14 protein-coding genes are annotated in these 26,040 nt (G+C 69.7%); all 14 read left to right on the plus strand.

Features of this window, described 5'->3' with window-relative positions; translation table 11 throughout:
• The first annotated feature begins 249 nt into the window (after positions 1 to 249).
• The 14 genes from purL to gspD all read left to right on the plus strand — a co-directional run bounded on the left by purL (position 250) and on the right by gspD (position 25,834).
• Entirely contained in the window at positions 250 to 4,134 is a 3,885-nt protein-coding gene (purL, locus tag AC1VXD_RS16990) for a phosphoribosylformylglycinamidine synthase (protein ID WP_482993025.1), read from the plus strand.
• A gap of 445 nt (positions 4,135 to 4,579) precedes the next feature.
• The gene (locus tag AC1VXD_RS16995) at positions 4,580 to 12,979 is read left to right on the plus strand and encodes an ESPR-type extended signal peptide-containing protein (protein WP_482993026.1); all 8,400 of its coding nucleotides are present in this window, start codon (positions 4,580 to 4,582) and stop codon (positions 12,977 to 12,979) included.
• 153 nt (positions 12,980 to 13,132) lie between these two features.
• Positions 13,133 to 14,986, plus strand: a complete 1,854-nt coding sequence (locus AC1VXD_RS17000; protein WP_482993027.1) for a S8 family peptidase — start codon at positions 13,133 to 13,135, stop codon at positions 14,984 to 14,986.
• Positions 14,987 to 15,134: 148 nt separating this feature from the next.
• Positions 15,135 to 16,856, plus strand: coding sequence for a type II secretion system ATPase GspE (gene gspE, locus AC1VXD_RS17005; protein WP_482993028.1), 1,722 nt, complete (start codon positions 15,135 to 15,137; stop codon positions 16,854 to 16,856).
• A 24-nt stretch (positions 16,857 to 16,880) separates the two neighbouring features.
• The gene (xpsF, locus tag AC1VXD_RS17010) at positions 16,881 to 18,104 is read left to right on the plus strand and encodes a type II secretion system protein XpsF (protein WP_482993029.1); all 1,224 of its coding nucleotides are present in this window, start codon (positions 16,881 to 16,883) and stop codon (positions 18,102 to 18,104) included.
• 49 nt (positions 18,105 to 18,153) lie between these two features.
• On the plus strand, positions 18,154 to 18,597 hold the full coding sequence (gene gspG / locus AC1VXD_RS17015) for a type II secretion system major pseudopilin GspG (protein WP_108767681.1): 444 nt from the start codon (positions 18,154 to 18,156) through the stop codon (positions 18,595 to 18,597).
• Between the two features lie 6 nt (positions 18,598 to 18,603).
• Positions 18,604 to 19,098: a type II secretion system protein XpsH gene (gene xpsH / locus AC1VXD_RS17020; RefSeq protein ID WP_108767682.1), complete on the plus strand. Its 495-nt coding sequence runs from the start codon at positions 18,604 to 18,606 to the stop codon at positions 19,096 to 19,098.
• On the plus strand, positions 19,095 to 19,514 hold the full coding sequence (gene xpsI / locus AC1VXD_RS17025) for a type II secretion system protein XpsI (protein ID WP_482993030.1): 420 nt from the start codon (positions 19,095 to 19,097) through the stop codon (positions 19,512 to 19,514). Before xpsH ends, xpsI begins: the two co-directional genes overlap by 4 nt.
• Positions 19,511 to 20,143 (plus strand): type II secretion system protein J, encoded by a 633-nt coding sequence (locus AC1VXD_RS17030; protein ID WP_482993031.1) that lies wholly within the window; start codon positions 19,511 to 19,513, stop codon positions 20,141 to 20,143. Before xpsI ends, AC1VXD_RS17030 begins: the two co-directional genes overlap by 4 nt.
• Positions 20,140 to 21,003: a type II secretion system minor pseudopilin gene (locus tag AC1VXD_RS17035; RefSeq protein WP_482993032.1), complete on the plus strand. Its 864-nt coding sequence runs from the start codon at positions 20,140 to 20,142 to the stop codon at positions 21,001 to 21,003. The genes AC1VXD_RS17030 and AC1VXD_RS17035 overlap by 4 nt, the downstream gene beginning before the upstream one ends.
• Complete coding sequence (locus tag AC1VXD_RS17040; protein ID WP_482993033.1) at positions 21,000 to 22,157, plus strand: PilN domain-containing protein; 1,158 nt, start codon at positions 21,000 to 21,002, stop codon at positions 22,155 to 22,157. The genes AC1VXD_RS17035 and AC1VXD_RS17040 overlap by 4 nt, the downstream gene beginning before the upstream one ends.
• The gene (gene gspM, locus AC1VXD_RS17045; protein ID WP_482993034.1) at positions 22,132 to 22,833 is read left to right on the plus strand and encodes a type II secretion system protein GspM; all 702 of its coding nucleotides are present in this window, start codon (positions 22,132 to 22,134) and stop codon (positions 22,831 to 22,833) included. The genes AC1VXD_RS17040 and gspM overlap by 26 nt, the downstream gene beginning before the upstream one ends.
• Positions 22,823 to 23,608 carry a hypothetical protein gene (locus AC1VXD_RS17050; RefSeq protein WP_482993035.1) on the plus strand — a complete coding sequence of 262 codons (786 nt, stop codon included), beginning with the start codon at positions 22,823 to 22,825 and terminating at the stop codon, positions 23,606 to 23,608. The genes gspM and AC1VXD_RS17050 overlap by 11 nt, the downstream gene beginning before the upstream one ends.
• Before the next feature lie 9 nt (positions 23,609 to 23,617).
• Positions 23,618 to 25,834, plus strand: a complete 2,217-nt coding sequence (gene gspD / locus AC1VXD_RS17055; protein ID WP_482993036.1) for a type II secretion system secretin GspD — start codon at positions 23,618 to 23,620, stop codon at positions 25,832 to 25,834.
• Positions 25,835 to 26,040: the final 206 nt, after the last annotated feature.

Below are 26,040 nucleotides of genomic sequence, written 5' to 3' on the forward strand. Positions count from 1 at the left end.
GGGGGGGGGGGTTGGTCGCCGGTCTCCTCTCCCCCACCCCCCGCTTGTTTTGTCCCGCCCCCCCCCCCACCCCCCCCCCCCCACCCCGCCATCCCCCAGGAAACCCGCTGTTGCTGTTGCTCCGGCTGTTGCTGTGGCCGTTGCCGCGGCTAGGGCGCGTCTGCGGGTGCCGGGCGCCGCCCGGCCCAAGCCCTCCCCCCGGGTTCCGGTACAATATCGGGCCCGTTTCCCAACTACGGTTCCCCGGACATGATGGTCCTCGAGGGCGCGCCCGCCCTGTCGCTGTTCCGCCGCGAACGCCTTGAATCCCGCCTGCAGTCCATCGCCCCCTCCCTGCGCATCAGCGGTGCCTGGCACGTCTACCTCGTCCAGCCCGAAGGCACGGCCGCCCCCGACGTGGCCACCCTGTGCCGCATCCTGGAAGCCCAGCCGCAGGCCGAGGCCATCGCCGACGGCGCCGTCAGCCGCATCGTCGTGCCCCGCCTCGGCACCCTGTCGCCCTGGTCCAGCAAGGCCACCGAACTGGTCCGCGGTGCCGGCCAGCCGGTCAGCCGGGTCGAGCGCGGCCTGCGCATCGACGTGCAGGGCTGGCCGACCGGGGCCGCCGCCCAGCAGGCGCTGGTCAAGGCCCTGCATGACCCGATGACCCAGTCGGTGCTGGACACCGTCGACCAGGGCCAGGCCCTGTTCACCACTCCGGCGCGGGGTGAACTGGAACGCGTGCCGGTGGACCAGCTGGAGGCTGCCAACCAGCGCCTCGGCCTGGCCATGGCCCAGGACGAGATCGACTACCTGCGCGAACGCTTCACCGCGCTGGGCCGCTCGCCGTCCGATGTCGAACTGATGATGTTCGCGCAGGCCAACTCCGAACACTGCCGCCACAAGATCTTCAACGCCAGCTGGACCATCGACGGCCAGGAACAGGACCGTTCGCTGTTCCGGATGATCAAGAACACCCACCAGCAGACCCCGCAGCACACGCTCAGCGCGTACAGCGACAATGCCGCGGTGATCGAAGGCCACCCGGCCTCGCGCTACCGCCCCGATCCGGCCAGTGGCGAGTACCGGCGCGAGCCGCAGGTGCCCAGCGCCTTCCAGATCAAGGTGGAAACGCACAACCACCCGACCGCGATCGCGCCGTTCCCGGGCGCCTCGACCGGCAACGGTGGCGAGATCCGCGACGAGGGCGCGACCGGCCGCGGCGGCAAGCCGAAGGCCGGCCTGTCCGGTTTCTCGGTCTCGCACCTGCGGATTCCCGAGCTCCCGCAGCCGTGGGAAGCGCCGCGCGCGCTGAACCCGCGCATGGCACCGGCGCTGGAGATCATGACCGACGGCCCGCTCGGCGGCGCCGCGTTCAACAACGAATTCGGCCGCCCGAACCTGCTGGGTTACTTCCGCAGCTTCGAACTGCCCGAAGGCGCTGACCTGGTCCGTGCCTACGACAAGCCGATCATGCTGGCCGGTGGCCTGGGTGCGATCGACCGCATCCAGGTCGACAAGATCCCGCTGCAGGCCGGTGACGCGGTCATCGTGCTGGGTGGCCCGGCGATGCTGATCGGCCTGGGCGGCGGTGCCGCCAGTTCGGTGGCCTCCGGCGAGAGCGCCGAGGACCTGGACTTCGCCAGCGTGCAGCGCGACAACCCGGAAATGGAGCGCCGCTGTCAGGAGGTCATCGACCGCTGCGTAGCGATGGGCGCCAACAACCCGATCAAGTTCTTCCACGACGTCGGTGCCGGTGGCCTGTCCAATGCCATCCCCGAACTGCTGCACGACTCGAATGTCGGCGGCGTCATCGACCTGGGCAAGGTGCCCACCGATGATCCGTCGCTGTCGCCGATGCAGCTGTGGTGCAACGAATCGCAGGAACGCTACGTGCTGGGCGTGGCCCAGGAACGCCTGGCCGAGTTCGCCGCGCTGTGTGCGCGCGAGCGTTGCCCGTTCGCCGCCGTTGGCGTGGCCACCGCCGAGGAACACCTGGTGGTGGCTTACGGCGCCGTGCCGGGCCACACCCCGCCCGATGCGCCGATCGACCTGCCGATGGACGTCCTGTTCGGCAAGCCGCCGAAGATGCACCGCGACACCTCGCACCCGCCGGCCCCGCGCTGGCCGGCGCTGAAGACCGGTGGCCTGGACCTGCAGGAAGCCGGCCTGCGCGTGCTCGCGCACCCGACCGTGGCCTCGAAGAACTTCCTGGTCACCATCGGTGACCGCAGCGTTGGTGGCCTGACCGCGCGCGAGCAGATGGTCGGCCCGTGGCAGCTGCCGGTGGCCGATGTGGCCATCACCCTAGCCGACTTCGACGGCGTGGCCGGCGAAGCGATGTCGCTGGGCGAGCGCACCCCGCTGGCCCTGCTCGATGCCGCTGCTTCGGCACGCATGGCCGTGGGCGAAGCGCTGACCAACCTGTGCGCGGCCCCGGTCGATGCGCTGGATGAGATCAAGCTGTCGGCGAACTGGATGGCCGCTGCCGGCCACCCGGGCGAAGACGCGCTGCTGTACGACGCGGTGAAGGCGGTGGGCATGGAACTGTGCCCGCAGCTGGACATCAGCATCCCGGTGGGCAAGGACTCGCTGTCGATGCAGGCGCAGTGGCATGACCAGGGCGAAGCGCACAAGAGCGTGTCGCCGGTGTCGCTGGTGATCTCGGCGTTCGCGCCGGTGGCCGACGTGCGCCAGCAGCTGACCCCGCTGCTCGACCGCGACGTGGACAGCGAGCTGTGGCTGATCGGCCTCGGTGCCGGCAAGCAGCGCCTGGGTGGTTCGATCCTGGCCCAGGTGCATGCCGGCCACGGCGATCTGCCGGCCTTCGCCGGTGCCGCGCCGGATCTGGATGACCCGCAGCGCCTGCGTGGCTTCTTCGAACTGATCCGCGATGCGCGCCAGGCCGGTCTGCTGCTGGCGTACCACGACCGCAGCGACGGTGGTGCCTTCGCCGCGCTGTGCGAAATGGCGTTCGCCTCGCGCCTCGGCCTGGACATCACCCTCGATGCCTGGGGCGATGACCCGTTCCGCAGCCTGTTCAACGAAGAACTGGGTGCGGTGGTGCAGATCGCCCGCGAAGACCGTGCGGCCTTCGCCGACCTGATCGAACGCCATGCACTGATCGAGTGCGCGCAGCGCATCGCCAGGCCGACCACCGCAGCGGTGGTGCGTGTGTCGCTGGGCGGCGAGAACCTGGCCGAATGGCGCTGGGAAGCGCTGTTCGACGCCTGGTGGTCGGTCACCCACGCGATGCAGAAGCGTCGCGACAATCCGGCCAACGCCGATGCCGAGCGTGAGGTAGCGCGTGCGTTCAACGCGCCGGGCCTGAAGCCGAAGCTGAGCTTCGACCTCAACGAAGACGTGGCCGCGCCGTTCATCAGCACCGGTGCGCGTCCGCGCGTGGCCGTGCTGCGCGAACAGGGCGTCAACGGCCAGATCGAAATGGCCAACGCCTTCGAACGTGCAGGCTTCCGCGCCTACGACGTGCACATGAGCGACCTCATCGAAGGCCGCGTCGCCCTGCAGGACTTCACCGGCCTGGTGGCCTGTGGCGGCTTCAGCTACGGCGACGTGCTCGGTGCCGGTCGTGGCTGGGCGACCTCGATCCTGGAGCGCAGCGCGCTGCGTGATGCCTTCGCCGCGTTCTTCGCCCGCGAGGACAGCTTTGCCCTTGGCGTGTGCAACGGCTGCCAGATGATGAGCCAGCTGAAGGACATCGTCCCCGGCGCCGAGCACTGGCCGCAGTTCCGCCGCAACGCCAGCGAGCAGTTCGAAGCCCGCACCGCGCTGCTGGAAGTGGTGGAGTCGCCGTCGATCCTGCTGCGTGGCATGGCCGGGTCGCGCCTGCCGGTGGCGGTGGCCCATGGCGAAGGCCGTGCGGTGTTCGCCAATGCGGTGGACCAGGCGGCCGCACGCGTGTCGCTGCGCTACGTCGATGGCAACGGCAACGTTGCCAGCCAGTACCCGCTGAACCCGAACGGTTCGCCTGACGGCATCACTGGCCTGACCAGCACCGACGGTCGCGTCACCATCATGATGCCGCACCCGGAACGTACCCCGCGCGCGCTCAACCTGAGCTGGGCCCCGGCCGAGTGGCAGGGTGATTCGCCGTGGATGCGCATGTTCCGCAACGCGCGGGTATGGTGCGGCTGACGGCGCATCCGCCGCGCAGGCTGCAATGCGATGAAGTACGGAAAACCCGGCAGGCGACTGTCGGGTTTTTCTTTATTCGGGCAGAAACTCCTGCTGCAGCGGTGAGTTACATGCATTTACATGGCGTCGATAACTCGTCACAAGAAAATAACAAAATCGCAGAATAAACAGGTAAAAACGAGAACTGGTTCACGGCAAACGCTTTTCCTGCGTCAAAGTCTTGACGATCTGGAAAGTTCCCGTTAACACTTGGGCCCTGTTTCAATTCTGTTCATATCGCAGTAACCGCACGTCGCTCTGCGCCCGGTTTTCTGTCGCTGCGCGGCGTTCGGCAATACCCGCAGTAAATCACGCGAATAACGCCCCCAGGGGGGACGTTGGACCAGAGGGTCCGGCGATGGCGTTGCTTTGCCCAAAACCAGCCCAGAAATCAGGAGCCGTATCGATGAATCGGATTTATCGCAAGGTCTGGAACAAAGCACGGGGTCAGTTGGTGGTGGCCTCGGAACTGGCCTCTTCCGACACCCGCGGTGGGGTCGTCGACCAGCGCCGCGATGCCGACCACGTCCGGCCGGTGACCCTTGCCGCAGCCCTTGCCCTGGCCATGGGACTGGGAGGCTCCGGCCTCGTTGCCGCACAGTCGGTGGAAGTGGGCGGCAACGCCAACTGCGTGACCCTCAGCAGCAGCGTGATCGACCAGTGCGTGGTCGACGGCAGCGCCAATGCCAGCGGCCGCAACGCGGTGGCTGTGGGTACCGGCAGCACCGCCAGCGCCGCCAACAGCGTCGCGCTGGGCGCCGGCTCCACTGCCAACCGCGCCAACACCGTGTCGGTGGGCGCAACCGGCAGCGAACGACAGATCACCAACGTGGCCGCTGGTACCGCAGCCACCGATGCGGTCAACCGCGCGCAGCTCGATGCGCAGGCGCAGGCCACCCAGGCCGCAGTGGCCACCGCCACCGCGCAGGGCCGCCGCTACTTCAAGGCCGATGGTGCGGGCGATGACAGCGACGCCGCGCAGGTCGATGGCGAAGGCGCATTGGCCGCCGGCGCATCGGCCACCGCCGATGGCGACGACACCACGGCGCTGGGCCACAACGCACAGGCAACCGCTGACAGCGCCACCGCCGTCGGCGCGCAGTCGCAGGCCTCGGGCAGCGGCAGCACCAGCATCGGCGCAGGCAGCACTGCCAGCGGCACCGCATCGGCCAGCTTCGGCGCCGGTGCCGAAGCCAATGGCGGTTACAGCACCGCACTGGGCGGCCTGTCCAACGCCTCGGCCTTCAACGCAACCGCGGTCGGCAACGCCGCCAGTGCCAGCGGCTCCAACAGCGTGGCCGTCGGCGGCGATGCCGAAGCCAGCGGCGCCTACAGCACCGCCACCGGCCAGGGCAGCCTCGCCACCGGCACCAACGCGGTGGCCGTGGGGGGCGCGCTGTTCGGCCTGCTGCCGACCGAAGCCTCGGGCGATTACTCCACCGCCGTCGGCGGCGGCGCGTGGGCGCCGGGCACCAATGCCACCGCATTGGGCAATGCCGCCGAAGCGCAGGGCGCCAACAGCGTGGCGCTGGGTGCCGATTCGATCGCCGAGCGTGACAACACCGTCTCGGTCGGTGGTGCCGGCAACACCCGCCAGATCACCAACGTCGCTGCCGGTACCGAAGGTACCGACGCGGTGAACAAGGACCAGCTGGACGAGGTCGCCGCGACCGCGGAGAACACCCGCAAGTACTTCCAGGCCAGTGGCAGCGACGACAGCGATGCCGGCGCCCTGGCCGAGGGTGACAGCGCGCTCGCCGCCGGTGAAGCCGCCAACGCCATCGGCGATGGCACCACCGCGCTCGGCGGCGGTGCCGTGGCCATTGCCGCCCAGGCCACGGCGGTCGGCTACAACAGCCTGGCCACCGGCGAGAACGCCTCGGCCGTGGGCACCAACGCACAGGCCAGCGGCGGCGACAGCGCCGCGCTGGGCAGCGGTGCGGTGGCCAGTGAAACCAGCACCACCGCAACCGGCGCCGGTGCTCAGGCCACGGCGGTCTACAGCACCGCCAACGGTGCCGAAGCCGTTGCCAGCGGCGCGCAGTCGCTGTCCAGCGGCTTCCGCGCGGCGGCGTCGGCCGACGGCGCCACCGCTGTCGGCGGTTACAGCGAAGCCAGCGGCCGACTCGGTTCGGCACTGGGTTATGGCACCGTCGCCAGTGGCGCCAACAGCACTGCTGCGGGCGTGTTCGCCACGGCCACCGGTGCCGGCGCCGTCGCCGTCGGTGAAGCCAGCGAAGCGACCGGCGACGAGAGCGTGGCCATCGGCGGCAGCACCTACTTCGGCCTGATCACCTCGCGCGCCAGCGGCTACGGTGCATCAGCCTATGGTGCCGGCGCTTGGGCCACCGAAGACTATGCAACCGCGATCGGCTGGAATGCCTGGGCCGATGGCGCGCAGTCCACCGCGCTCGGTGCCAGCGCCACCGCCAACGGGAGCAACAGCGTCGCCCTCGGCGCGGCCTCGCAGGCCGACCGTGACAACACCGTGGCCGTCGGCAGCGACGGCAACGAACGCCAGGTGACCCATGTCGCCGCAGGCACCGAAGACACCGATGCGGTCAACGTCGGCCAGCTGAAGGACGTAGCTGCGGTGGCCGATACCACCGCCAAACGCTTCCAGGCCACCGGCAGCAGCAACAGCGATGCCGGTGCACTGGCCGACGGTGACGACGCGCTCGCCGCCGGCGAGGCCGCCAATGCCATCGGCAACGGCGCCACCGCGGTCGGCGCCGGCGCGACCGCCGTCGCCCAGAACGCCACCGCCGTCGGCTACAACGCGCTGGCCAGCGGCCAGAACAGCGCCGCCTTCGGCAACAACGCACAGGCCGCCGGCCCGGGCAGCGTCGCCGTCGGTGGCGCCGCCGTCGATGAAGACGGCAACCCGCTGATCACCAGCGGTGGCGTGCCGGTGGAAACCGGTGCCACCAGCGCTGGTGTCGGTGGTACTGCCGTGGGTGCCAGCGCCGAAGCCAGCGGCTTTGCCGCCTCGTCCTACGGTGTCGGCGCCTATGCCGCCGGCGCTCAGTCCGCGGCCTTCGGTGCGGTGGCCAATGCAGTGGGTGACTACTCCACCGCGCTGGGCACGCAGAGCAACGCCACCGGCACCAGCAGCGTGGCCATCGGTGGCCCGGCCGACCTGATCCCGGGCCTGGGCTTCTTCGTGCAGACCCAGGCCAGTGGCGAAGCCGCTACCGCAGTCGGTGCAGGTGCCATCGCCAGCGGCGATTATGCCGTGGCCAACGGCAGCCTGACCGAAGCCTCCGGCGCCGAATCGACGGCGGTGGGCTACTTCGCCTATGCGCCGGGCGAGAACGCCAGCGCGCTGGGTGCGCAGACCTGGGCCAGCGGTGCGCAGAGCACCGCCGTGGGCTACTACGCCACCGCGCGTGGCGCCAACAGCGTCGCGCTCGGTGCCAACTCCGAAGCGGTGCGCGACAACAGCGTGGCCGTCGGCAGCGAAGGCAACGATCGCCAGATCACCAATGTGGCCGCGGGTACCGAAGACACCGATGCGGTGAACAAGGCCCAGCTCGATGCCGTGGCCAGCACTGCCGACACCACCGCGCGCTTCTTCCAGGCGCAGGGCGAGGAGGGCAGCGATGCCGGCGCCTACGCCGAAGGCGAAGGTGCGGTGGCTGCGGGTTCGGCCAGCAACGCGATCGGCGCAGGCGCGCTTGCGCAGGGCGCAGGTGCCGGTGCCATCGGTGCCGACACCGTGGCCCTCGGTCGCAACACCTTCGCCGACGGCGACGGTGCAGTCGCCATAGGTGGCCTGGGCCAGGCCTATGACGAGTACAACCAGCCGCTGCTGGATGACCAAGGCAATCCGGTGCTGACCGGCACCACTGCCTCGGCCGGTTCCACCGCAGTGGGCAATGCCGCACAGGCCACCGGTGCCAGCAGCAGCGCCTTCGGCAATGCCGCGCAGGCGACCGGTGACAACAGCTTCGCCGCAGGCGGCAAGTCGCGCGCCAACGGCAGCTATTCCGTGGCCATCGGCGACAGTGCCTTCGCCAAGGCTGACGACAGCACCGCCGTTGGCGGTTACAGCACCGCCAGCGAGGAAGGCGCGACCGCCTTCGGTGCAGGTGCGTGGGCGACCGGTACCAACGCCTCGGCCTTCGGCCCGGCGGCCTGGGCCAGTGCCAACGGCGCGACCTCCATCGGCTACAACAGCTGGGCCAACGGCGTCAGCTCTACCGCCGTCGGCCGCGGTGCCTTCAGCTACGGCGATTACAGCCTGGCGCTGGGCTTCCAGGCACTCGGCAACAACGTCAACAGCATCGCGGTGGGCACGAATACCGTAGCCGGTGGCGAAAGCGCCATCGCCCTCGGTGCCGGCAGCACCGCCAACGGCAACAACGCGGTGGCCCTCGGCGCAGGCTCGGTGGCTGACCGCGACCGCAGCCTGTCGGTCGGCAGCGCCGGCAGCGAACGCCAGGTCACCAACGTCGCCGCCGGCACCCAGGCCACCGATGCAGTGAACAAGGCCCAGCTGGATGAGGTGGCTGCCAGCGCAGGCACCGGCAACAAGTTCTTCCAGGCCAGCGGCAGTGACGACAGCGATGCCGCCGCCTACGTGGAAGGCGACAACGCGTTGGCCGCCGGCGAAGCCGCCAACGCCATCGGTGATGGTGCCATCGCCTTGGGCAGCGGTGCCACTTCCATCGGCACCAACACGCAGGCGATCGGCTTCAATGCCCTGGCCACGGCGGACAACGCCAGCGCCATTGGCGCCAACGCGCAGGCCACCGGCGAGTACGCCACCGCGCAGGGTGCGGAAAGCGAAGCCAGCGGCGAGCAGAGTGCCGCCTTCGGTGCCGCTGCCGTGTCCAGTGGTGCCGGCAGCACCGCCACCGGCGTGCTGTCCGAAGCCAGCGGCGAGGAAGCCGTGGCGGTGGGTTACTTCAGCAGCGCCAGCGGCGAAGCCGCCACCGCGGTCGGCAGCGAGAGCGTCGCAAGCGGTACCGCTTCGGCGGCGTTCGGCATCGGTGCCGAAGCCACTGGCGGCTACAGCACCGCCATCGGCGGTTATGCCAGCGCATCGGCCTTCAACGCCACCGCGTTCGGCAACTTCGCCAATGCCTCCGGTTCCAACAGCGTGGCGCTCGGTGGCGATTCGGAAGCCTCCGGGGCCTACGCCACCGCCACCGGCCAGGGCAGTCTGGCGACCGGCGTGAACAGCGTGGCCATCGGCGGTTCGCTGTTCGGCCTGCTCGCCACCGAAGCATCGGGTGATTACTCCACCGCGGTCGGTGGTGGTGCCTGGGCGCCGGGCACCAACGCTACGGCGCTGGGCAACGCAGCCGAAGCACAGGGCGCCAACAGCGTGGCCCTGGGCGCCGATTCGATTGCGGACCGCGACAACACGGTCTCGGTCGGTGGTGCTGGCAATACGCGCCAGATCACCAACGTCGCGGCCGGCACCGAAGGCACCGATGCGGTGAACAAGGACCAGCTGGACGCCGTCGCCGCGACCGCGGAGAACACCAGCAAGTACTTCCAGGCCAGCAGCAGCGACGACAGCGATGCTGGCGCGTATGTTGAAGGCGACAACGCACTGGCCGCCGGTGAGGCCGCCAATGCCATCGGCGACGGTGCCACCGCGCTCGGCAGTGGTGCCACCGCGGTGGCGGCCAACGCCACCGCTGTCGGCTTCAACAGCCTGGCGACCGGCGGCAACGCCGCAGCGATCGGCAACAACGCCCAGGCGACCGGCGAAGACAGCGCCGCCCTCGGCAGCGGTGCGGTCGCCAGCGAAACCAGCAGCACCGCCACCGGTGCCGGCGCGCAGGCCACTGCCGCCTACAGCACTGCCAACGGTGCCGAAGCCATCGCCAGTGGCGCGCAGTCGCTGGCCAGCGGCTTCCGCGCCTCCGCCTCGGCTGATGGCACCACTGCGGTGGGCGGCTACAGCGAAGCCAGCGGTCGCCTCGGCTCCGCGCTTGGCTACGGCACCCTGGCCAGTGGTGCCAACAGCACCGCAGCCGGCGTGTTCGCCACCGCCAGCGGCGCCAGCTCCGTGGCCATGGGTGATTCCAGCGAAGCCACGGGCGATGAAAGCGTTGCCATCGGCGGCAGCACGTTCTTCGGCCTGATCCCGGCGCGTGCCAGCGGTTACGGCGCGGCGGCCTTCGGTGCCGGTGCCTGGGCGACCGACGACTACGCCACCGCCATCGGCTGGAACTCCTGGGCCGGTGCAGTGCAGTCCACCGCGCTGGGTGCCGGGGCCACCGCCAACGGCATCAACAGCGTCGCGCTGGGCGCAGGCTCCACAGCCGACCGTGACAACACGGTGGCCGTCGGCAGCGAGGGCGGCGAACGCCAGGTCACCCATGTGGCAGCGGGTACCGAAGGCACCGATGCGGTGAACAAGAACCAGCTGGATGCCGTGGCTGCTACTGCTGAACAGACCAGGAAGTACGTTCAGGCGAGCGGCAGCGCCGACAGCGATGCCGGTGCCTATGTGGAAGGCGACAACGCACTGGCTGCGGGTGAAGCCTCCAACGCCATCGGCAACGGCGCCTCCGCGCTGGGCAGCGGCGCTACCGCCCTGGCTGAAAATGCCACGGCGGTCGGTTTCAACAGCCTGGCCACAGGCGCCAGTGCCGCGGCCGTCGGCAACGAGGCGCAGGCCACTGGTGAGAACAGTGCGGCCTACGGCAGCGGCGCGGTGGCCAGCGAGATCAGCAGCACGGCCACCGGCAACGCGGCGCAGGCCACGGGTGTCTACAGCACGGCCAACGGTGCCGAAGCCATCGCCAGCGGCGCGCAGTCGCTGGCCAGTGGCTTCCGCGCCTCGGCCACCGCCGATGGCACCACCGCCGTCGGTGGTTACAGCGAAGCCAGCGGTCGCCTTGGCACCGCACTGGGCTACGGCTCGGCGGCCACCGGCGCCAACACCACTGCGGTCGGCTTCGGTGCTGCCGCGGCCGGTGCCAACGCGGTGGCGATGGGCCAGTCCAGCGAAGCCACGGGTGATGAAAGCGTGGCCATCGGTGGCAGCACTTACTTCGGCCTGATCCCGGCGCGTGCCAGCGGTACCGGCGCGGCGGCCTTCGGTGCCGGTGCCTGGGCGACCAGCGACTACGCCAGCGCCATCGGCTGGAACGCCTGGGCCGACGCGACCGATGCCACCGCGCTGGGTGCCAACAGCACCGCCAGTGCGGCCAACAGCGTCGCGCTCGGCAACGGCTCGCAGGCCGACCGCGCCAATACGGTGTCGGTCGGCAACGCGGCCGCGCAGCGGCAGATCACCAACGTGGCCGCCGGTACTGAAACCACCGATGCAGTGAACAAGGGCCAGCTCGACGCCGTGGCCGCTACCGCTGATGCGGTCGGCCAGCGCTTCAAGGCCAATGGCAGCGGCGTGGCCACCGCCAGCGGCACCGATGCCGTGGCCGTGGGCTCGGGCGCCACTGCCAGCGGCAACCGCAGCAATGCCGTGGGCAGCAGCGCCAACGCCATCGGCAATGCATCGCTGGCGGTGGGTGCCAACAGTGCAGCCAGCGGCAACAACTCGGTGGCCTTGGGCGCCGGCGCGCGTGCGGTGGAAGCCAACGTGGTCTCGGTCGGTGGCGGCAACGGCACCGATGGTCCGGCCACCCGCCGCATCGTCAACGTGGCCGACGGCCGCATTGCCGCCGGCAGCAGCGACGCGGTCACCGGTTCGCAGCTCAACGTCACCAACCAACGCGTGGGTGCGGTGGAAACCCGCGTCGGTGATTTCGACTCGCGCATCGCCACGGTGGAATCCACCTCGGCCAACGCGGTGGCCTACGACGATGCCACCCGCGACCAGCTGACCCTGTCCGGCATCGAAGGCACCGTCATCAACAACGTCGGCGCCGGCAGCATCGCGTCCGGCAGCCGGCAGGCGATCAACGGCGGCCAGCTGTTCCAGTCGCTCAGCGATGCCGCCAGCATCCTCGGCGGCGGTGCCAGCGTCGGCATGCAGGGGGTGTTCATCGCGCCGAACTACGTCATCCAGGGCTCGACCTACAGCAATGTCGGCGACGCACTGGGTGCACTGGATCGGAAGGTGACCGAGCTTGACCAGCGTACCGGTGGCGGCACCAGCCGCACCGCAACGGCCAGCCTGCGCAGCGCCAGCGTGCAGGCGAGCACCGCCCAGGTCGCCACCGTGGCCGAGGCCGATGCAGTGGGCTCGCGGTCGAGCGTGGCGGCCAAGCCCAGCGTCGACGGCGCCACGGCGGCGCAGCCGGCCGTCGGTGCCAACGCAGTCGCCATGGGCGACGGCGCCGTCGCCAGCGGCGCTTCGTCCACGGCCATCGGCCAGGGCGCATCGGCCACCGCCGCCAATGCGGTCGCACTGGGCCAGGGCTCGGTCGCCGACCGCGCCAACACGGTGTCGGTGGGCAGCGAAGGCAACGAACGCCAGGTCACCAACGTGGCCGCCGGTACCGCGGCCACCGATGCGGTGAACAAGGGCCAGCTGGACCGCGGCATCACCACCGCCAACAGCTACACCGACAGCCGCGTGCAGGCCGTCGCCGACAGTTTCGATGTGTTCAAGGGCGAGGTGGATGGCCGCCTGCGCCACATGGATCGCCGCATCGACCGCCAGGGCGCGATGAGCGCGGCCATGCTCAACATGGCCACCAGTGCCGCCGGCATCCGCACCCAGAACCGGGTCGGCGTCGGCATCGGTTTCCAGGGCGGCGAATCGGCGATGTCGCTGGGTTACCAGCGTGCGATCAGTGATCGCGCCACGGTCACCCTCGGCGGTGCGTTCAGCAGTGATGACGCCTCGGTCGGCGTCGGTGCCGGCTTCGGTTGGTAAGGCAACAACGCGCCGGCGGTCACGCCGCCGGCGCTGCTTCTGCTACAGGGCCTGAGGGGAGGTCTCGGCAACCCCGGCTCGGCCAGCCGGGATCCGTCAAGGATTGATGGCCGCAGTGTTGGATCCAACCATGACCCAGAAGAGGAATGTGACGTGATCAATAAGCAGAACCTTCGCATCAACGTGCTTGCCGCCGCCCTGCTGTCGGTGACCGCCGCAGGCGCGGTCCACGCTGCCGGCCTACCGACCCGCGAGCCGGTGCGCCAGGCCAGCACCGCCGAAGCGGGCGCCGAGCGCATCATTGTGATGTACAAGGCCGGCACGCCGGCCGCCAGCGACCGCTCGGCCAAGCTCTCCACCGTGCAGTCCGCACTCACCCGCGCCAGCCTGTCCGGTGGCACCAGCCGCGCCAGCGCGATGGGCCCGCAGGTGGTGCGCAAGCTCGGCATCGGCGCCGATGTGATCCGCCTGAACGGCCGCCTGGCCCCGGCGGAACTGCAGCGCGTGCTGAAGGAGCTCAAGGCCGACCCGTCGGTCAAGTACGCCGAAGCCGACGTCAAGCTGCGCCGCACCGAGCTGCGCGCGGGCGACGTGAAGCCGGCCCTGGTGCCGAACGATCCCTACTACGCGCAGTACCAGTGGCATCTGAGCAACCCGACCGGTGGCATCAACGCGCCGGCGGCGTGGGACGTCTCGCAGGGCGAAGGCGTGGTCGTTGCCGTGCTCGATACCGGCATCCTGCCGCAGCACCCGGACCTGGTCGGCAACCTGCTGCCGGGCTACGACTTCATCAGCGACGCCGAGACCTCGCGCCGCGCCACCGACGACCGCGTGCCGGGTGCCCAGGACTACGGTGACTGGGTCGAGAACGCCAACGAGTGCTACAACGGCTCGCAGCCGGAAGACAGTTCCTGGCACGGTACCCACGTGGCCGGCACCGTCGCCGAGCAGACCAACAACGGCGTCGGCATGGCCGGTGTCGCACACAAGGCCAAGGTGCTGCCGGTGCGCGTGCTCGGCAAGTGCGGTGGCTACCTCTCCGACATCACCGACGCGATCACCTGGGCGTCCGGTGGCACCGTCGCCGGCATTCCCGCCAACACCAACCCGGCTGAAATCATCAACATGAGCCTGGGCGGCAGCGGTGCCTGCGCAGGCGCCTACCAGGATGCGATCAGCGGCGCGATCTCGCGGGGCACCACCGTGGTGGTGGCCGCCGGCAACGAGACCGACAACGCCGCCAACTACCGCCCGGCCAGCTGCGACGGCGTGGTGACCGTGGGTGCGACGCGCATCACCGGTGGCATCACCTACTACTCCAACTACGGCACGCGCGTGGACCTGTCCGGTCCGGGCGGTGGCGGCAGCGTGGACGGCAACCCGGGCGGGTACATCTGGCAGTCCGGTTCGGATGCGGCAACCACCCCGGATTCGGGCGCCTACAGCTACATGGGCCTGGGCGGTACCTCGATGGCCTCGCCGCACGTGGCCGGCGTTGCTGCACTGGTGCAGAGCGCGCTCATCGCCAATGGCAAGGATCCGCTGACCCCGGCGGCCATGCGCACGCTGCTGAAGGAGACCGCGCGTCCGTTCCCGGTGTCCATCCCGGCAGCGACCCCGATCGGTACCGGCATCGTCGACGCCAAGGCCGCGCTGGCCAAGGCACTGGCCGAGCCGTGCACCGAGAACTGCGAACCGGAAGGCATCCCGCTGACCAACAAGGTGGCCCTCGCCGGTGTTGCCGGCGCGACCGGCAGCGAGACCGTGTACACCTTCGAAGCCGTCGCTGGCAAGCAGCTGAGCGTGCTGACCTATGGCGGCACCGGTAACGTCTCGGTGTACGTGGCGCAGGGCCGCGTGCCGACCGCCACCGACAACGACGCCAAGTCGAGCCGCCCGGGCAACACCGAAACCGTGCGCGTGGCCAAGCCGGTGGCCGGGACCTACTACGTGAAGGTGGTGGGCGAAGCGGCCTTCAACGGCGTGACCATCCTGGCCACCCAGTAAGTGCCACGGTTGTACGTAATGTCGTAAGTGAATTGGCGACGCCCGTTACCGGAAGGTGACGGGCGTCGTCTTTCGTGGTCCTGCGCGCACAGGGCAGCGGAAATCCCGGCTGAACTGCTAAAGTCGGGAGGATCGACAGGAGAGTCATGTGAACGCGCTCGCTGCCACCGCCATCGACGACGCCGAAGGCCGCATCCTCGATGCGCTGCTGGCGCGCGGGCGCCTCAAGGAAGGGGACCTGGCGCGTGCACGACCGCTGCATGCCGAATCCGGCGGCAGCCTGCTCGGCCTGCTGGTGCGGCTGGGGCTGGTGTCCGAACGTGACCAGGCGCAGACCAGCGCCGATGTGCTGGGTCTGCCGCTGCTGGAAGCAAAACAGCTGCCCGAAGCACCGCCGCAGTCGCTGGCCGAAGGCCTGCCGCTGTCGCTGCGTTTCCTCAAGCAGTTCCACGTCTGCCCGCTGGCGCTGGATGAACACGGCGTCCGCCTGTGGCTGGCCGATGCCCACGATGCCTACCCGCAGCAGGCCGTGCAGCTGGCGCTGGGCGTGCCGGTCAGCCCGGTGCTGGGCATGCGCGCGGAAATCGACGACCTGGTCGAGCGCTGGTTCGGCCAGGGCCGCAGCGCGATGGGCGCGATCGTGGAAACCGCCGATGGCGAAGGCGGCGCGGTCGATGACATCGAACACCTGCGCGACCTCGCTTCCGAAGCGCCGGTCATCCGCCTGGTCAACCTGGTGATCCAGCGTGCGGTGGAACTGCGCGCCTCGGACATCCACGTCGAACCCTTCGAAAACCGCCTGAAGGTGCGTTACCGCGTCGATGGCGTGCTGGTGGAAGGCGAAAGCCCGCCGGCCAACCTCACTGCCGCGGTCATCAGCCGCATCAAGATCATGGCCCGGCTCAACATCGCCGAGCGCCGCCTGCCGCAGGACGGCCGCATCATGCTGCGCGTGCAGGGCAAGGAACTGGACCTGCGCGTGAGCACCGTGCCGACCGCGCACGGCGAAAGCGTGGTGATGCGACTGCTTGACCGCGAAACGGTGGTGTTCGACTTCCACCGGCTCGGTTTCACCGATGCGTTCCTGCCGCAGTTCCGCAAGGTGCTGGAACAGCCGCACGGCATCCTGCTGGTCACCGGCCCGACCGGTTCGGGCAAGACCACCACGCTGTACACCGCGCTGAGCCAGCTCAACACCGCCGACGTCAAGATCATCACGGTCGAGGACCCGGTCGAATACCAGATCGAAGGCATCAACCAGATCCAGGCCAAGCCGCAGATCGGCCTGGATTTCGCCAACGCGCTGCGCAGCATCGTGCGCCAGGATCCGGACATCATCATGATCGGCGAAATGCGCGACCTGGAAACCGCGCGCATCGCCATCCAGTCGGCGCTGACCGGCCACCTGGTGCTGTCCACCCTGCACACCAACAACGCAGCCGGCGGCATCACCCGCCTGCTCGACATGGGCGTGGAGGATTACCTGCTCACGTCCACCATCAACGGCATCCTCGCCCAGCGCCTGGTGCGCCGCCTGGAACCCACCCACGCCGAGCGCTACGAAGCCTCGCCGGAGGAGATCGAACGTTTCGAACTGCGCCGCCTGCAGCCGCAGGGGCCGATCTACCTGTTCCGTCCGAAGCCCTCGGCACTGGCACCGACCGGTTACCTGGGCCGCACCACCATCATGGAATTCCTGGTGATGAACGACGCGCTGCGGCGCGCGGTGATGCGTCGCGACGGCATGGGCGAGATCGAACGCATCGCCCGCGAGGCCGGCATGCGCACCATGTACGAAGACGGCCTGTCCAAGGCCCTGAGCGGGCAGACGACCATCGAGGAAGTCCTGCGCGTGACCGAGGAGGGTTGATGCGCGCGGGAGATCGACGCTGACATGCCCAGCTATCGTTACAAGGCACTGAACCCGCACGGCGAAGTCTTCGACGGGCACATGGAAGCGGCCAGCGAGGCCGAGCTGATCGCGCGCCTGCAGGACCAGGGCCATCTGCCGATGGAAACGCGCCTGGCCGCCGAGGGCGGCGGGGTAGGGGGCAGCAGCCTGGGCAACCTGTTCCGCCCGCGTCCGCTGCAGGGCGCGGCGCTGCTGCAGTTCACCCAGCAGCTGTCGACCCTGCTCGGCGCCGGGCAGCCGCTGGATCGCGCGCTGTCGATCCTGCTCGGCCTGCCCGAAGACGAACGTTCGCGGCGCGCGATCACCGACATCCGCGACGTGGTGCGCGGCGGTGCGCCGCTGTCGACCGCGCTGGAACGGCAGCACGGCCTGTTCTCGCGCCTGTACGTGAACATGGTGCGTGCCGGTGAAGCCGGTGGCAGCCTGCACGAGACCCTGCAGCGCCTGGCCGATTACCTCGAACGCAGCCGCGCGCTGCAGGGCAAGGTGGTCAATGCGCTGGTGTACCCGGCCATCCTGCTGCTGGTGGTCGGTGGCGCGCTGCTGTTCCTGCTGGGTTACGTGGTGCCGCAGTTCGCGCAGATGTATGAAAGCCTGGACGTGGCGCTGCCGTGGTTCACCAACGCGGTACTGCAGCTGGGCCTGTTCGTGCGTGACTGGTGGATCCTGCTGCTGGTGGTGCCGGCGGTACTGGCGCTGCTGCTGGAACGCCAGTTCCGCCAGCCCGCTGCGCGCCTGGCGCTGGATGGCTGGCTGCTGCAGCGGCGCGGCATCGGCCGCCTGCTCGGCGAGCTGGAAACCGCACGGCTGGCCCGCACCCTGGGCACGCTGCTGCGCAACGGCGTGCCGCTGCTGGGCGCGCTGGGCATCGCCCGCAACGTGCTGGGCAACCGCGCACTGGCCGCCGATCTGGACACCGCCGCCGACGAAGTAAAGAACGGTGCCGGCCTGTCGCTGGCGCTGTCGCGCGGCAAGCGCTTCCCGCGCCTGGCCCTGCAGATGATCCAGGTCGGCGAGGAATCCGGCGCGCTCGACACCATGCTGCTGAAGGCCGCCGATACCTTCGAACAGGACAGCGCCCGCCGCATCGACCGCCTGCTGGCGGCGATGGTGCCGGCCATCACCCTGGCGCTGGCCTCGGTGGTCGGCGCGGTCATCGTGGCCGTGCTGGTACCGCTGTACGACCTCACCAACGCCATCGGCTGACGATGGCTTTCCCTGCAACCCCGACTCACCGCAACTGAAAGGACCGACCATGCTTGCTTCCCGTCGCCCGATCCGCCTGTCCTTCGCCAGCGCACGCCACCAGACCGGCATGAGCCTGCTGGAAATCATCATCGTCATCGTGCTGATCGGCGCGGTGCTGACCCTGGTCGCCAGCCGCGTGCTCGGCGGCGCCGACCGCGGCAAGGCGAACATCGCCAAGGCGCAGGTGCAGACCGTCGCTTCGAAGATCGACAACTACCAGATCGACACCGGCAAGCTGCCCGGTTCGCTCAACGACCTGGTGACCTCGCCGGCCGGTGTCGGTGGCTGGCTGGGTCCGTATGCCAAGCCTGCCGATCTGAACGACCCGTGGGGCCACGCGCTGGAATACCGTGCGCCGGGCGAAGGCCAGGCCTACGAGCTGATCAGCCTGGGAAAGGACGGCAAGACCGGCGGCAGCAGCGTCGATGCTGACATCCGCTACGAGCCGTAATCCCGCATGACGCCGTACCTGCCGCGCCGGCTGCCCAGCCCGCGCCTGCACGGCAGGCGCGCGACCGGCCTGTCGCTGTTGGAGATGCTGCTGGTGATCGCGTTGATCGCGGCCATCGGCCTGATCACCGCGGCCGGCCTGTCGCGTGGCTTCGCGGGCATGCAGCTGCGCAGCGCCGGCAAGGACATCGCCAGCCAGTTGCGCATGGTGCGCGCCCAGGCGATTGCCCGCGGCGAACCGCAGCGCTTCGTCATTGAACCGGCCGAGCACCGCTGGCAGGGCGCCAACGAGCGCCGTGGCAGCGTGCCCGAACCGGTGCAGGTGGTGTTTGAAGGCGCCGCGCAGCTCAGCGATGTGCCGGGGCAGGGCGTGATCGAGTTCCATCCCGATGGCGGCTCCAGTGGCGGCCGCATCCGCCTGCAGCGCGATGCCGCCGAATGGCGCATCGATGTCGGCTGGCTGACCGGCGAGGTCCGTTCCGGTCCGTGGCGGGCGCAATGAAGCAGTCAGCGCGTGGTTTCACCCTGCTTGAAGTGATCGTGGCCTTCGCCCTGCTGGGCCTCGCCCTGACCCTGCTGCTGGGCAGCCTGTCCGGCGGCGCGCGGCAGGTCCGCGATGGCGAGCTGCGTACCCGCGCGGTGCTGCATGCGCAGTCGCTGCTGGCCAGCGCCGGCGTCGACGCGCCACTGCAGGTCGGTAACCAGAGTGGCGAGTGGGAACAGGGCCGCTACCACTGGCAGCTGCAGGTGCAGCCATGGAGCGAGCCGCGCGCCGGTGATGTCGCGCCGACGCAGTCACCGGGTGCGCCGTGGCTGGCCGAACTGCAGCTGCAGGTGCGCTGGGGCGACGGTGAACGCGAGAAGCTGCAGTGGCGCAGCCTGCGCCTGCTGCCGCCGGACCTGGAGGGCGCACGATGAAGCGTCGCGCTGCCGGCTTCACCCTGGTCGAAGTGATGCTGGCCACCGTGCTGCTGGCCGGTGGCCTGGCCCTGGCATTCGCCAGCGTGCGTGCGGCGATGGCGGTCAGCCAGCGCGGCGAACAGATCGCGGCCGACAGTGAACGCATGCGCGCGGTGCAGGCGCTGCTGCGGCGCCAGCTGGGTGGGGCGCTGCGCAGCCCGATCGAGGTGCCTGATCCCACCCGCGAGCCGCTGTTCTTCCAGGGCGATGAGGAAGGCATGCAGTTCGTCGCGGATCTGCCCGGCTATCTCGGCCGCGGTGGCCCCTACCTGCATACCCTGCAGGTGGATGGCGCGCCCGGCCAGCGCCGCCTGCTGCTGGACCTGGTGCTGCTGCAGGAAGGCGAGCGCCTGCCGGAAACACCGCCGCGGCCCCCCGAAGTGCTGGCCGATGCACTGAAAGAAGTGACGCTGCGCTACCGCGGCATCGACCCGGCCAACGGACAGATGAGCGACTGGCTGCCACGCTGGGACGACACGCGGCGCCTGCCGTTGCTGGTGGAAGTGCAGATCGTGCCGCAGCGTGGAGCGCCGTGGCCGCCGCTGGTGGTCGCACCGCGCAGCGGTGGCATGGGCGGTGCACGATGAAGGCACAGCGGGGGGCCGCCCTGGTGCTGGTGCTGTGGCTGATCGCGCTGATGACCGCGCTGGTCGGTGCCTTTGCGCTGACTGCACGCGTGGAGCACCTGCAGCAGCGCGTGCTTGACGATGACGCGCGCGGCCAGGAGCGTGCCCGGGCTGGGCTGGAATATGCGCTGCTGCGGCTGCGCCCGGACCCGCAGCGGCCGGCCTGGCAGGCCGATGGACGCACCTACCGCTGGCAGTACGACGATGTTCCGGTCGAGATCCGGGTGCTGGACGAGAACGGCAAGATCAACCTGAACCTGGCCGACGCCACGCTGCTGACTGCCTTCCTGCAGGCGCTGGGCGAACCTGCCGAGCAGGCCCGGCAACTGGCCGGTGCCATCGTCGACTGGCGCGACGAAGACAGCCTGCTGCAGCCCGGTGGCGGCGCCGAGGCGCCGGACTATGCAGCGGCGGGCCTGCCGTATGGGCCGCGCAACAAGCGCTTCGAAACCTTGGGCGAACTGCAGCGCGTACTCGGCATGCGTGCTTCGCTCTATGCGGCGATGCTGCCGTATCTGACGCTGTACAGCCGCCAGGCGCGGCCGGATCCGCGCGTGGCGGGGGCGCCGGTGCTGACCGCATTGGGCCTGGATGCCGAGCAGGTGCTGGCTCAGCGCGCCCAGCAGGAGCGTGACGAAGGTTCAGGAGCGACGCCGTCAATGCTTGCCAGCGGCAGTGGCACCTATAGTATCGAGACCCGTGCCATCGACGGCAGCGGTCGCTTGTCGGTCCTGCAGGCGGTGGTGCGCAATGGATCGGGCGGTGTGCCCGGACGAACCTACACGGTGCTTCGCTGGGAGCAGGGAATGGCAGCAAGATGACGGCATGGCAGGACAGCCTGCGGCAGGTGCAGGGGCGGATCGGCCCAGGCGCGGGCCGTTTCCTGCGCTGGTGGCGGCAGTCCCTGCTGGCCTGGGTACCGGCGCGTTGGCAGTGGGCGCTGGGCTGGTCGCAGACCCGCCTGCTGCTGCAGCGGCAGGGCGATCTGATGCAGGTCTGGCGCGAAGCCGGGCAGGGCCTGGAGCCCGTGGCCAGCCTGCCATGGCCGACCCAGCCGGCTGAACTGGACCGCGTCCTCGATGCGCGCCTGCGCGGCCTGCCGCGGGTCTGGCTGCTGGCCGAGCCGCAGGTCCTGCGCCGCAACCTGCGCCTGCCGATGGCCGCCGGCGATCGCCTGCGTGCGGTGGTCGGCTATGAGATCGACCGGCAGACGCCATTCGAATCCAGCCAGGTCAGCTATGACGTGCGCGAACGTGGCAGTGCCGGTGAAGGACTGCTGCAGGTTGAACTGGTGGCGTGGCCGCTGCGCCAGCTCGATGCCTGGCGCGGCCAGGTGGGCGCCTGGGCCGATGCGCTGTCCGGTGTCGATGCCGTCGACGCGCAGGGCCAGCCGCTGCAGGTGAACCTGCTGCCGCAGGCCCAGCGCCAGCCGCGACATGACCCGATGCGGCGCTGGAACCTGCTGCTCGGCCTGGCTGCACTGGTGATGCTGGTGCTGGCTGCCGCACAGCTGCTGGACAACCGCCGCGAGTCCGCCGACGCGCTGCGCGACGAGGTCGAGCGCAGTGCCCGCAGTGCGCGTGGCGTGGCCAGCGAGCGCAGCGAACTGCAGGCGCTGCTGGACGGCGCCGCGTTCCTGGAAAAGCAGCGCGCCCAGCGCGCCAGCACGGTGGAGCTGTGGAACGAACTGACCCAGCGCCTGCCCAACGGCACCTATCTGGAAAAACTCGCCATCGAGAACAACAACCTGCAGCTGATCGGGCTCAGCAGCGAAGCTTCGCAGCTGGTGCAGCTGCTGCAGGACGCACCGCAGTGGCGCAAGGTCAACCTGACCGGCGTGCTGCAGGCCGACGGCGCTGGCAGCGGCCGTGACCGCTTCACCCTGACCGCCGAGTTGCAGCCGGTGGCCGCTGCCGCCGCCCCTGCCGCCCCAGCCAGGGAGGCGGCCGATGCCGATGCCAAGCGCGCGCCGTGACCGCTGGCTGGCGCTGGCACTGCTGGTGGCAGTGCTGGGCCTGGCCTACCTGCTGCTGGTCCACCCGTGGTTCACCCAGCCACTGCTGGCCATCAACGAGGACGTAGCCGCGTTGCGCGAGCGCCAGCAGCGCGTGCAGGCACAGCTGCAGCAGCAGCCGCAGATCGAACAGCGCCTGCAGCAGACCCGCGAGGCCCTGCAGCAGCGCCCCGGTTTCCTCCGAGAAGCCACCGCCGAAGCCGCCGCTGCGGCCCTCGGCGCGCGCGTGCAGGACGCGGTGGCCACGGCCAGCCCGGGCAACCGCAGCTGCACCATCAGCAACCGCACGCCGCTCACCGACAACCGCCGCGATGCCGAGTTCGTGCGCGTGGCCATGCAGGTGCGCCTGCGCTGCGGCGTGGCCGAACTGGCCACCGTGCTGCACAGCCTGGAAACCGGCAGCCCGCGCCTGTTCGTCGACAACCTCAACATCATCGCGCAGCGCTTCCAGCAATCGGCGAGCGAATCGGGCCTGGGCCTGGACGTGTCGTTCGAACTGGCCGGCTACCTGCTGCCCGGGGCCGGTGGTGATGCCGCCGCGCCTGCGACGGATGTCCCTGCACCGACACCTGCCGCCGATGCCAGCCCTGCACCGGCCGAGCCGCCGGTGGAAGCGGAGGGCAGCGATGAAACGTGACCCGATCACCCTGCGCACCGGCTTCCTGCTGGCCCTGGCCGGCTGGGCGGGCGCCACCTGGCTGGCCACCGGCTTCGGCCTCGGCGGTCGTCTGCCTGCCGCCGACAGCGATGCCGCCGCACAGGCCACGCTGCCGGCCCTGCCGCCGATGGCCGCCGAGCGCATGGCCGCGGCCGACAGCTTCAGCGCCATCGGCGAACGCCCGCTCTTCGCCGAAGACCGGCGGCCGCGCCCGTATCTGCTGGGCGGCAGCGAACCGGCCGCGAATGCAGCGCTGCGCCTGACCGGCGTGCTGCTCACCGACAGTTTCGGCATGGCTACCTTCACCACCGAACAGAACCGGTCGGTTCGCCTGCGCCTGAATGGTGAGGCGGTCGATGGCTGGCAGCTGGTCGCACTGGAGCCTCGCCAGGCCACTGTGATCGGCCCCAGCGGCAGCCAGGTGCTGGAACTGGCCACCTTCAACGGGCAGGGCGGTGAACCACCGACCGTGCTGCGCGGCGCCAATGGCGCAGTTCCACCGGCGGGCGTCGTGCCACCGCCGCCGCCACCGCCGCCCGCACAGGCGGTGGCCAATCCGCGCGCCGCCGATGGCAACGTGGCATCGCCGGCAGGCGCTGCCGCCGTGCCAGCGGCCGCAGCTCCCGCTGCCAACAACAACGGCCCCAGCGAAGCGCAGATGCAGGCCATCCGCGAACGCATCCAGGCCCGTCGCCGTCAGCTGCAGCAACAGCAGCAACCGTCGCCGCCCCCGGGCGATGGCTCCAACCGATAGAGTGAATGCATGAACCTGCGTTTTCTGCCCTGGTCCCTTGCCCTGACGCTGCTGGTCGGCTGCGCCACCGTGTCCGGCCCGCATGTCCATCGCAGTGCGACCACGCCGCCACCGGAGGCCGGTGCCGCCGCCGCCGATCCGCAGGTGGTCGAAGGTGACGCCGCCGCCGGCACGCCGCAGGCGGTGATCCGCCGTGGCAGCGGCACCATGATCAACCGCGAGGCCGCGCGCGCGCCGTCACCGGCCCTGCATTCGGCCAGCGGCGGCAGCGCCACCTTCAACTTCGAAGGTGAGTCGGTGCACGCGGTGGTCAAGGCGATCCTCGGCGACATGCTGGGGCAGAACTACGTCATCGCGCCGGGCGTGCAGGGCACGGTCACCCTGGCCACGCCCAAGCCGGTGTCGCCGGCGCAGGCGCTGAACCTGCTGGAGATGGTGCTGGGCTGGAACAACGCCCGCATGGTCTACAGCGGTGGCCGCTACAACATCGTCGCTGCCGACCAGGCGTTGGCCGGCACCGTCGCACCCAGCACCGCACCGGCCTCCAGTGCCCGCGGCTTCGAAGTGCGCGTGGTGCCGCTGCAGTTCATTTCCGCCAGCGAGATGAAGAAGGTGCTGGAGCCGTACGCGCGGCCCAATGCCATCGTCAACGTCGATACCGGCCGCAACGTGATCACCCTCGGGGGCACCCGCGCCGAGCTGGAAAACTACCTGCACACCGTCGAGATCTTCGATGTCGACTGGCTGTCGGGCATGTCGGTGGGCGTGTTCCCGATCCAGTCGGGCAAGGCCGAGCAGGTCGCCAGCGACCTGGAGAAAGTGTTCGGCGAAGACAGCAAGACGCCCAGCGCCGGCATGTTCCGTTTCCTGCCGCTGGAAAACGCCAATGCCGTGCTGGTAATCACCCCGCAGGTGCGCTACCTGGACCAGATCCAGCAGTGGCTGGACCGCATCGACACCGCCGGTGGCAGCGCCCGTCTGTTCTCCTACGAGCTGCGCTACATCAAGGCGCGCGACCTGGCCCAGCGCCTCTCCGAAGCCTTCGCCAGCAGCAACAACCGCAACAACCGGGGGTCCAGCGCCGGCCTGGCACCGGGCGCGACGCCGATGCAGCTGGACAGCCGGGGTGGCGACACCTTCAGCAACAGCGGCGCTGGCAGCAGCAACAGCACCAACGGTAGCGGCACCTCCTCCAGCGCCAACGGCGGCATGGCCAGCACGATGAACCTGCCGCAGCGCCAGGAAGGCAACATCAGCGTCAGCCTGGATGTGGAAGGTGACACCGTTGGTGTGTCGGCGGTGGAAGAAACCAATGCACTGCTGGTGCGCGCCACCCCGCAGGCGTGGCGCTCGATCCGCGAAGTGATCGAGAAGCTGGACGTGATGCCGTTGCAGGTGCACATCGAAGCGCAGGTGGCCGAAGTCGATCTGAACGGCGACCTGAAGTACGGGGTCAACTGGTTCTTCGAAAACGCCGTGCAGGGGCAGAGCTACACCGGCGCCACCGGCGGCGGCACCCTGCCCAGCGCGCAGGGGCGCAACATCTGGGGCAGCTTTGCCGGCGCCATCACCGGCACCGAGACCGGCTGGACCTTCCTCGGCAAGAACGCCGCCGCGGTGGTCAGCGCGTTGGACCAGGTGACCAACCTGCGCCTGCTGCAGACCCCGTCCATCTTCGTGCGCAACAACGCCGAAGCGCAGCTCAACGTCGGCACCAAGATTCCGATCAACTCGGTGTCGGTCAACACCGGCATCAGCGACAGCACCTACAGCCAGGTACAGTACCTGGACACCGGCGTGATCCTCAAGGTGCGCCCGCGCATCACCCGTGATGGCGTGGTGTTCCTGGACATCGTGCAGGAGGTCAGCTCGGCCGGTGCCATTCCGACCGGCTGCGACCCGACCAAGACCACCTGCAACCCGCCGATCAACACCCGCAAGATTTCCACCGAGGCGGCGCTGCAGAGCGGCGACACGATCATGCTGGCGGGCCTGATCACCAATTCCGACGAAGACAGCTCCAAGGGCGTGCCGGGCCTGAGCCGTCTGCCGATCGTGGGTGGCCTGTTCGGCAACAAGGCCCGGTTGAACAAGCGTTCGGAGGTGATCGTGCTGCTGACCCCGACGATCGTGCGCAACGGGCAGGAAGCGCGGACGCTGACCGACGAGTACAGCAACCGCTTCCGCGCGATGGAGCCGTTCCCCACCCGCGAGCGCAAGAAGTAGGGGTTTCTTGCGGCAGGGCTTGCAGCCCTGCACCTGCAGAAGCAACAGCAACAGCGGGCATTCCTTGGGATGGCGGGGCACTGTGGGTTTGCGGAGACGCCGTAAACCCATCCATGGGGGCTTGGTCGCCGCTTGCTCGTGTGCGCTGTCCTGCGCACACGGCAAGACCGGGGTTGGGCGTCCTGCCCAACCCGCCCGAGGCATGC

The organism is Stenotrophomonas sp. STEN054, assembly GCF_056854535.1.

Coding starts and splice junctions, on each gene's coding strand:
- AC1VXD_RS17030 (WP_482993031.1), top strand. CDS start 19,511: ATGAAGCGTCGCGCTGCCGGCTTCACCCTGGTCGAAGTGATGCTGGCC.
- xpsI (WP_482993030.1), top strand. CDS start 19,095: ATGAAGCAGTCAGCGCGTGGTTTCACCCTGCTTGAAGTGATCGTGGCC.
- AC1VXD_RS17050 (WP_482993035.1), top strand. CDS start 22,823: ATGAAACGTGACCCGATCACCCTGCGCACCGGCTTCCTGCTGGCCCTG.
- AC1VXD_RS16995 (WP_482993026.1), top strand. CDS start 4,580: ATGAATCGGATTTATCGCAAGGTCTGGAACAAAGCACGGGGTCAGTTG.
- xpsF (WP_482993029.1), top strand. CDS start 16,881: ATGCCCAGCTATCGTTACAAGGCACTGAACCCGCACGGCGAAGTCTTC.
- AC1VXD_RS17040 (WP_482993033.1), top strand. CDS start 21,000: ATGACGGCATGGCAGGACAGCCTGCGGCAGGTGCAGGGGCGGATCGGC.
- gspM (WP_482993034.1), top strand. CDS start 22,132: ATGCCGATGCCAAGCGCGCGCCGTGACCGCTGGCTGGCGCTGGCACTG.
- purL (WP_482993025.1), top strand. CDS start 250: ATGATGGTCCTCGAGGGCGCGCCCGCCCTGTCGCTGTTCCGCCGCGAA.
- AC1VXD_RS17035 (WP_482993032.1), top strand. CDS start 20,140: ATGAAGGCACAGCGGGGGGCCGCCCTGGTGCTGGTGCTGTGGCTGATC.
- xpsH (WP_108767682.1), top strand. CDS start 18,604: ATGACGCCGTACCTGCCGCGCCGGCTGCCCAGCCCGCGCCTGCACGGC.
- gspD (WP_482993036.1), top strand. CDS start 23,618: ATGAACCTGCGTTTTCTGCCCTGGTCCCTTGCCCTGACGCTGCTGGTC.
- gspG (WP_108767681.1), top strand. CDS start 18,154: ATGCTTGCTTCCCGTCGCCCGATCCGCCTGTCCTTCGCCAGCGCACGC.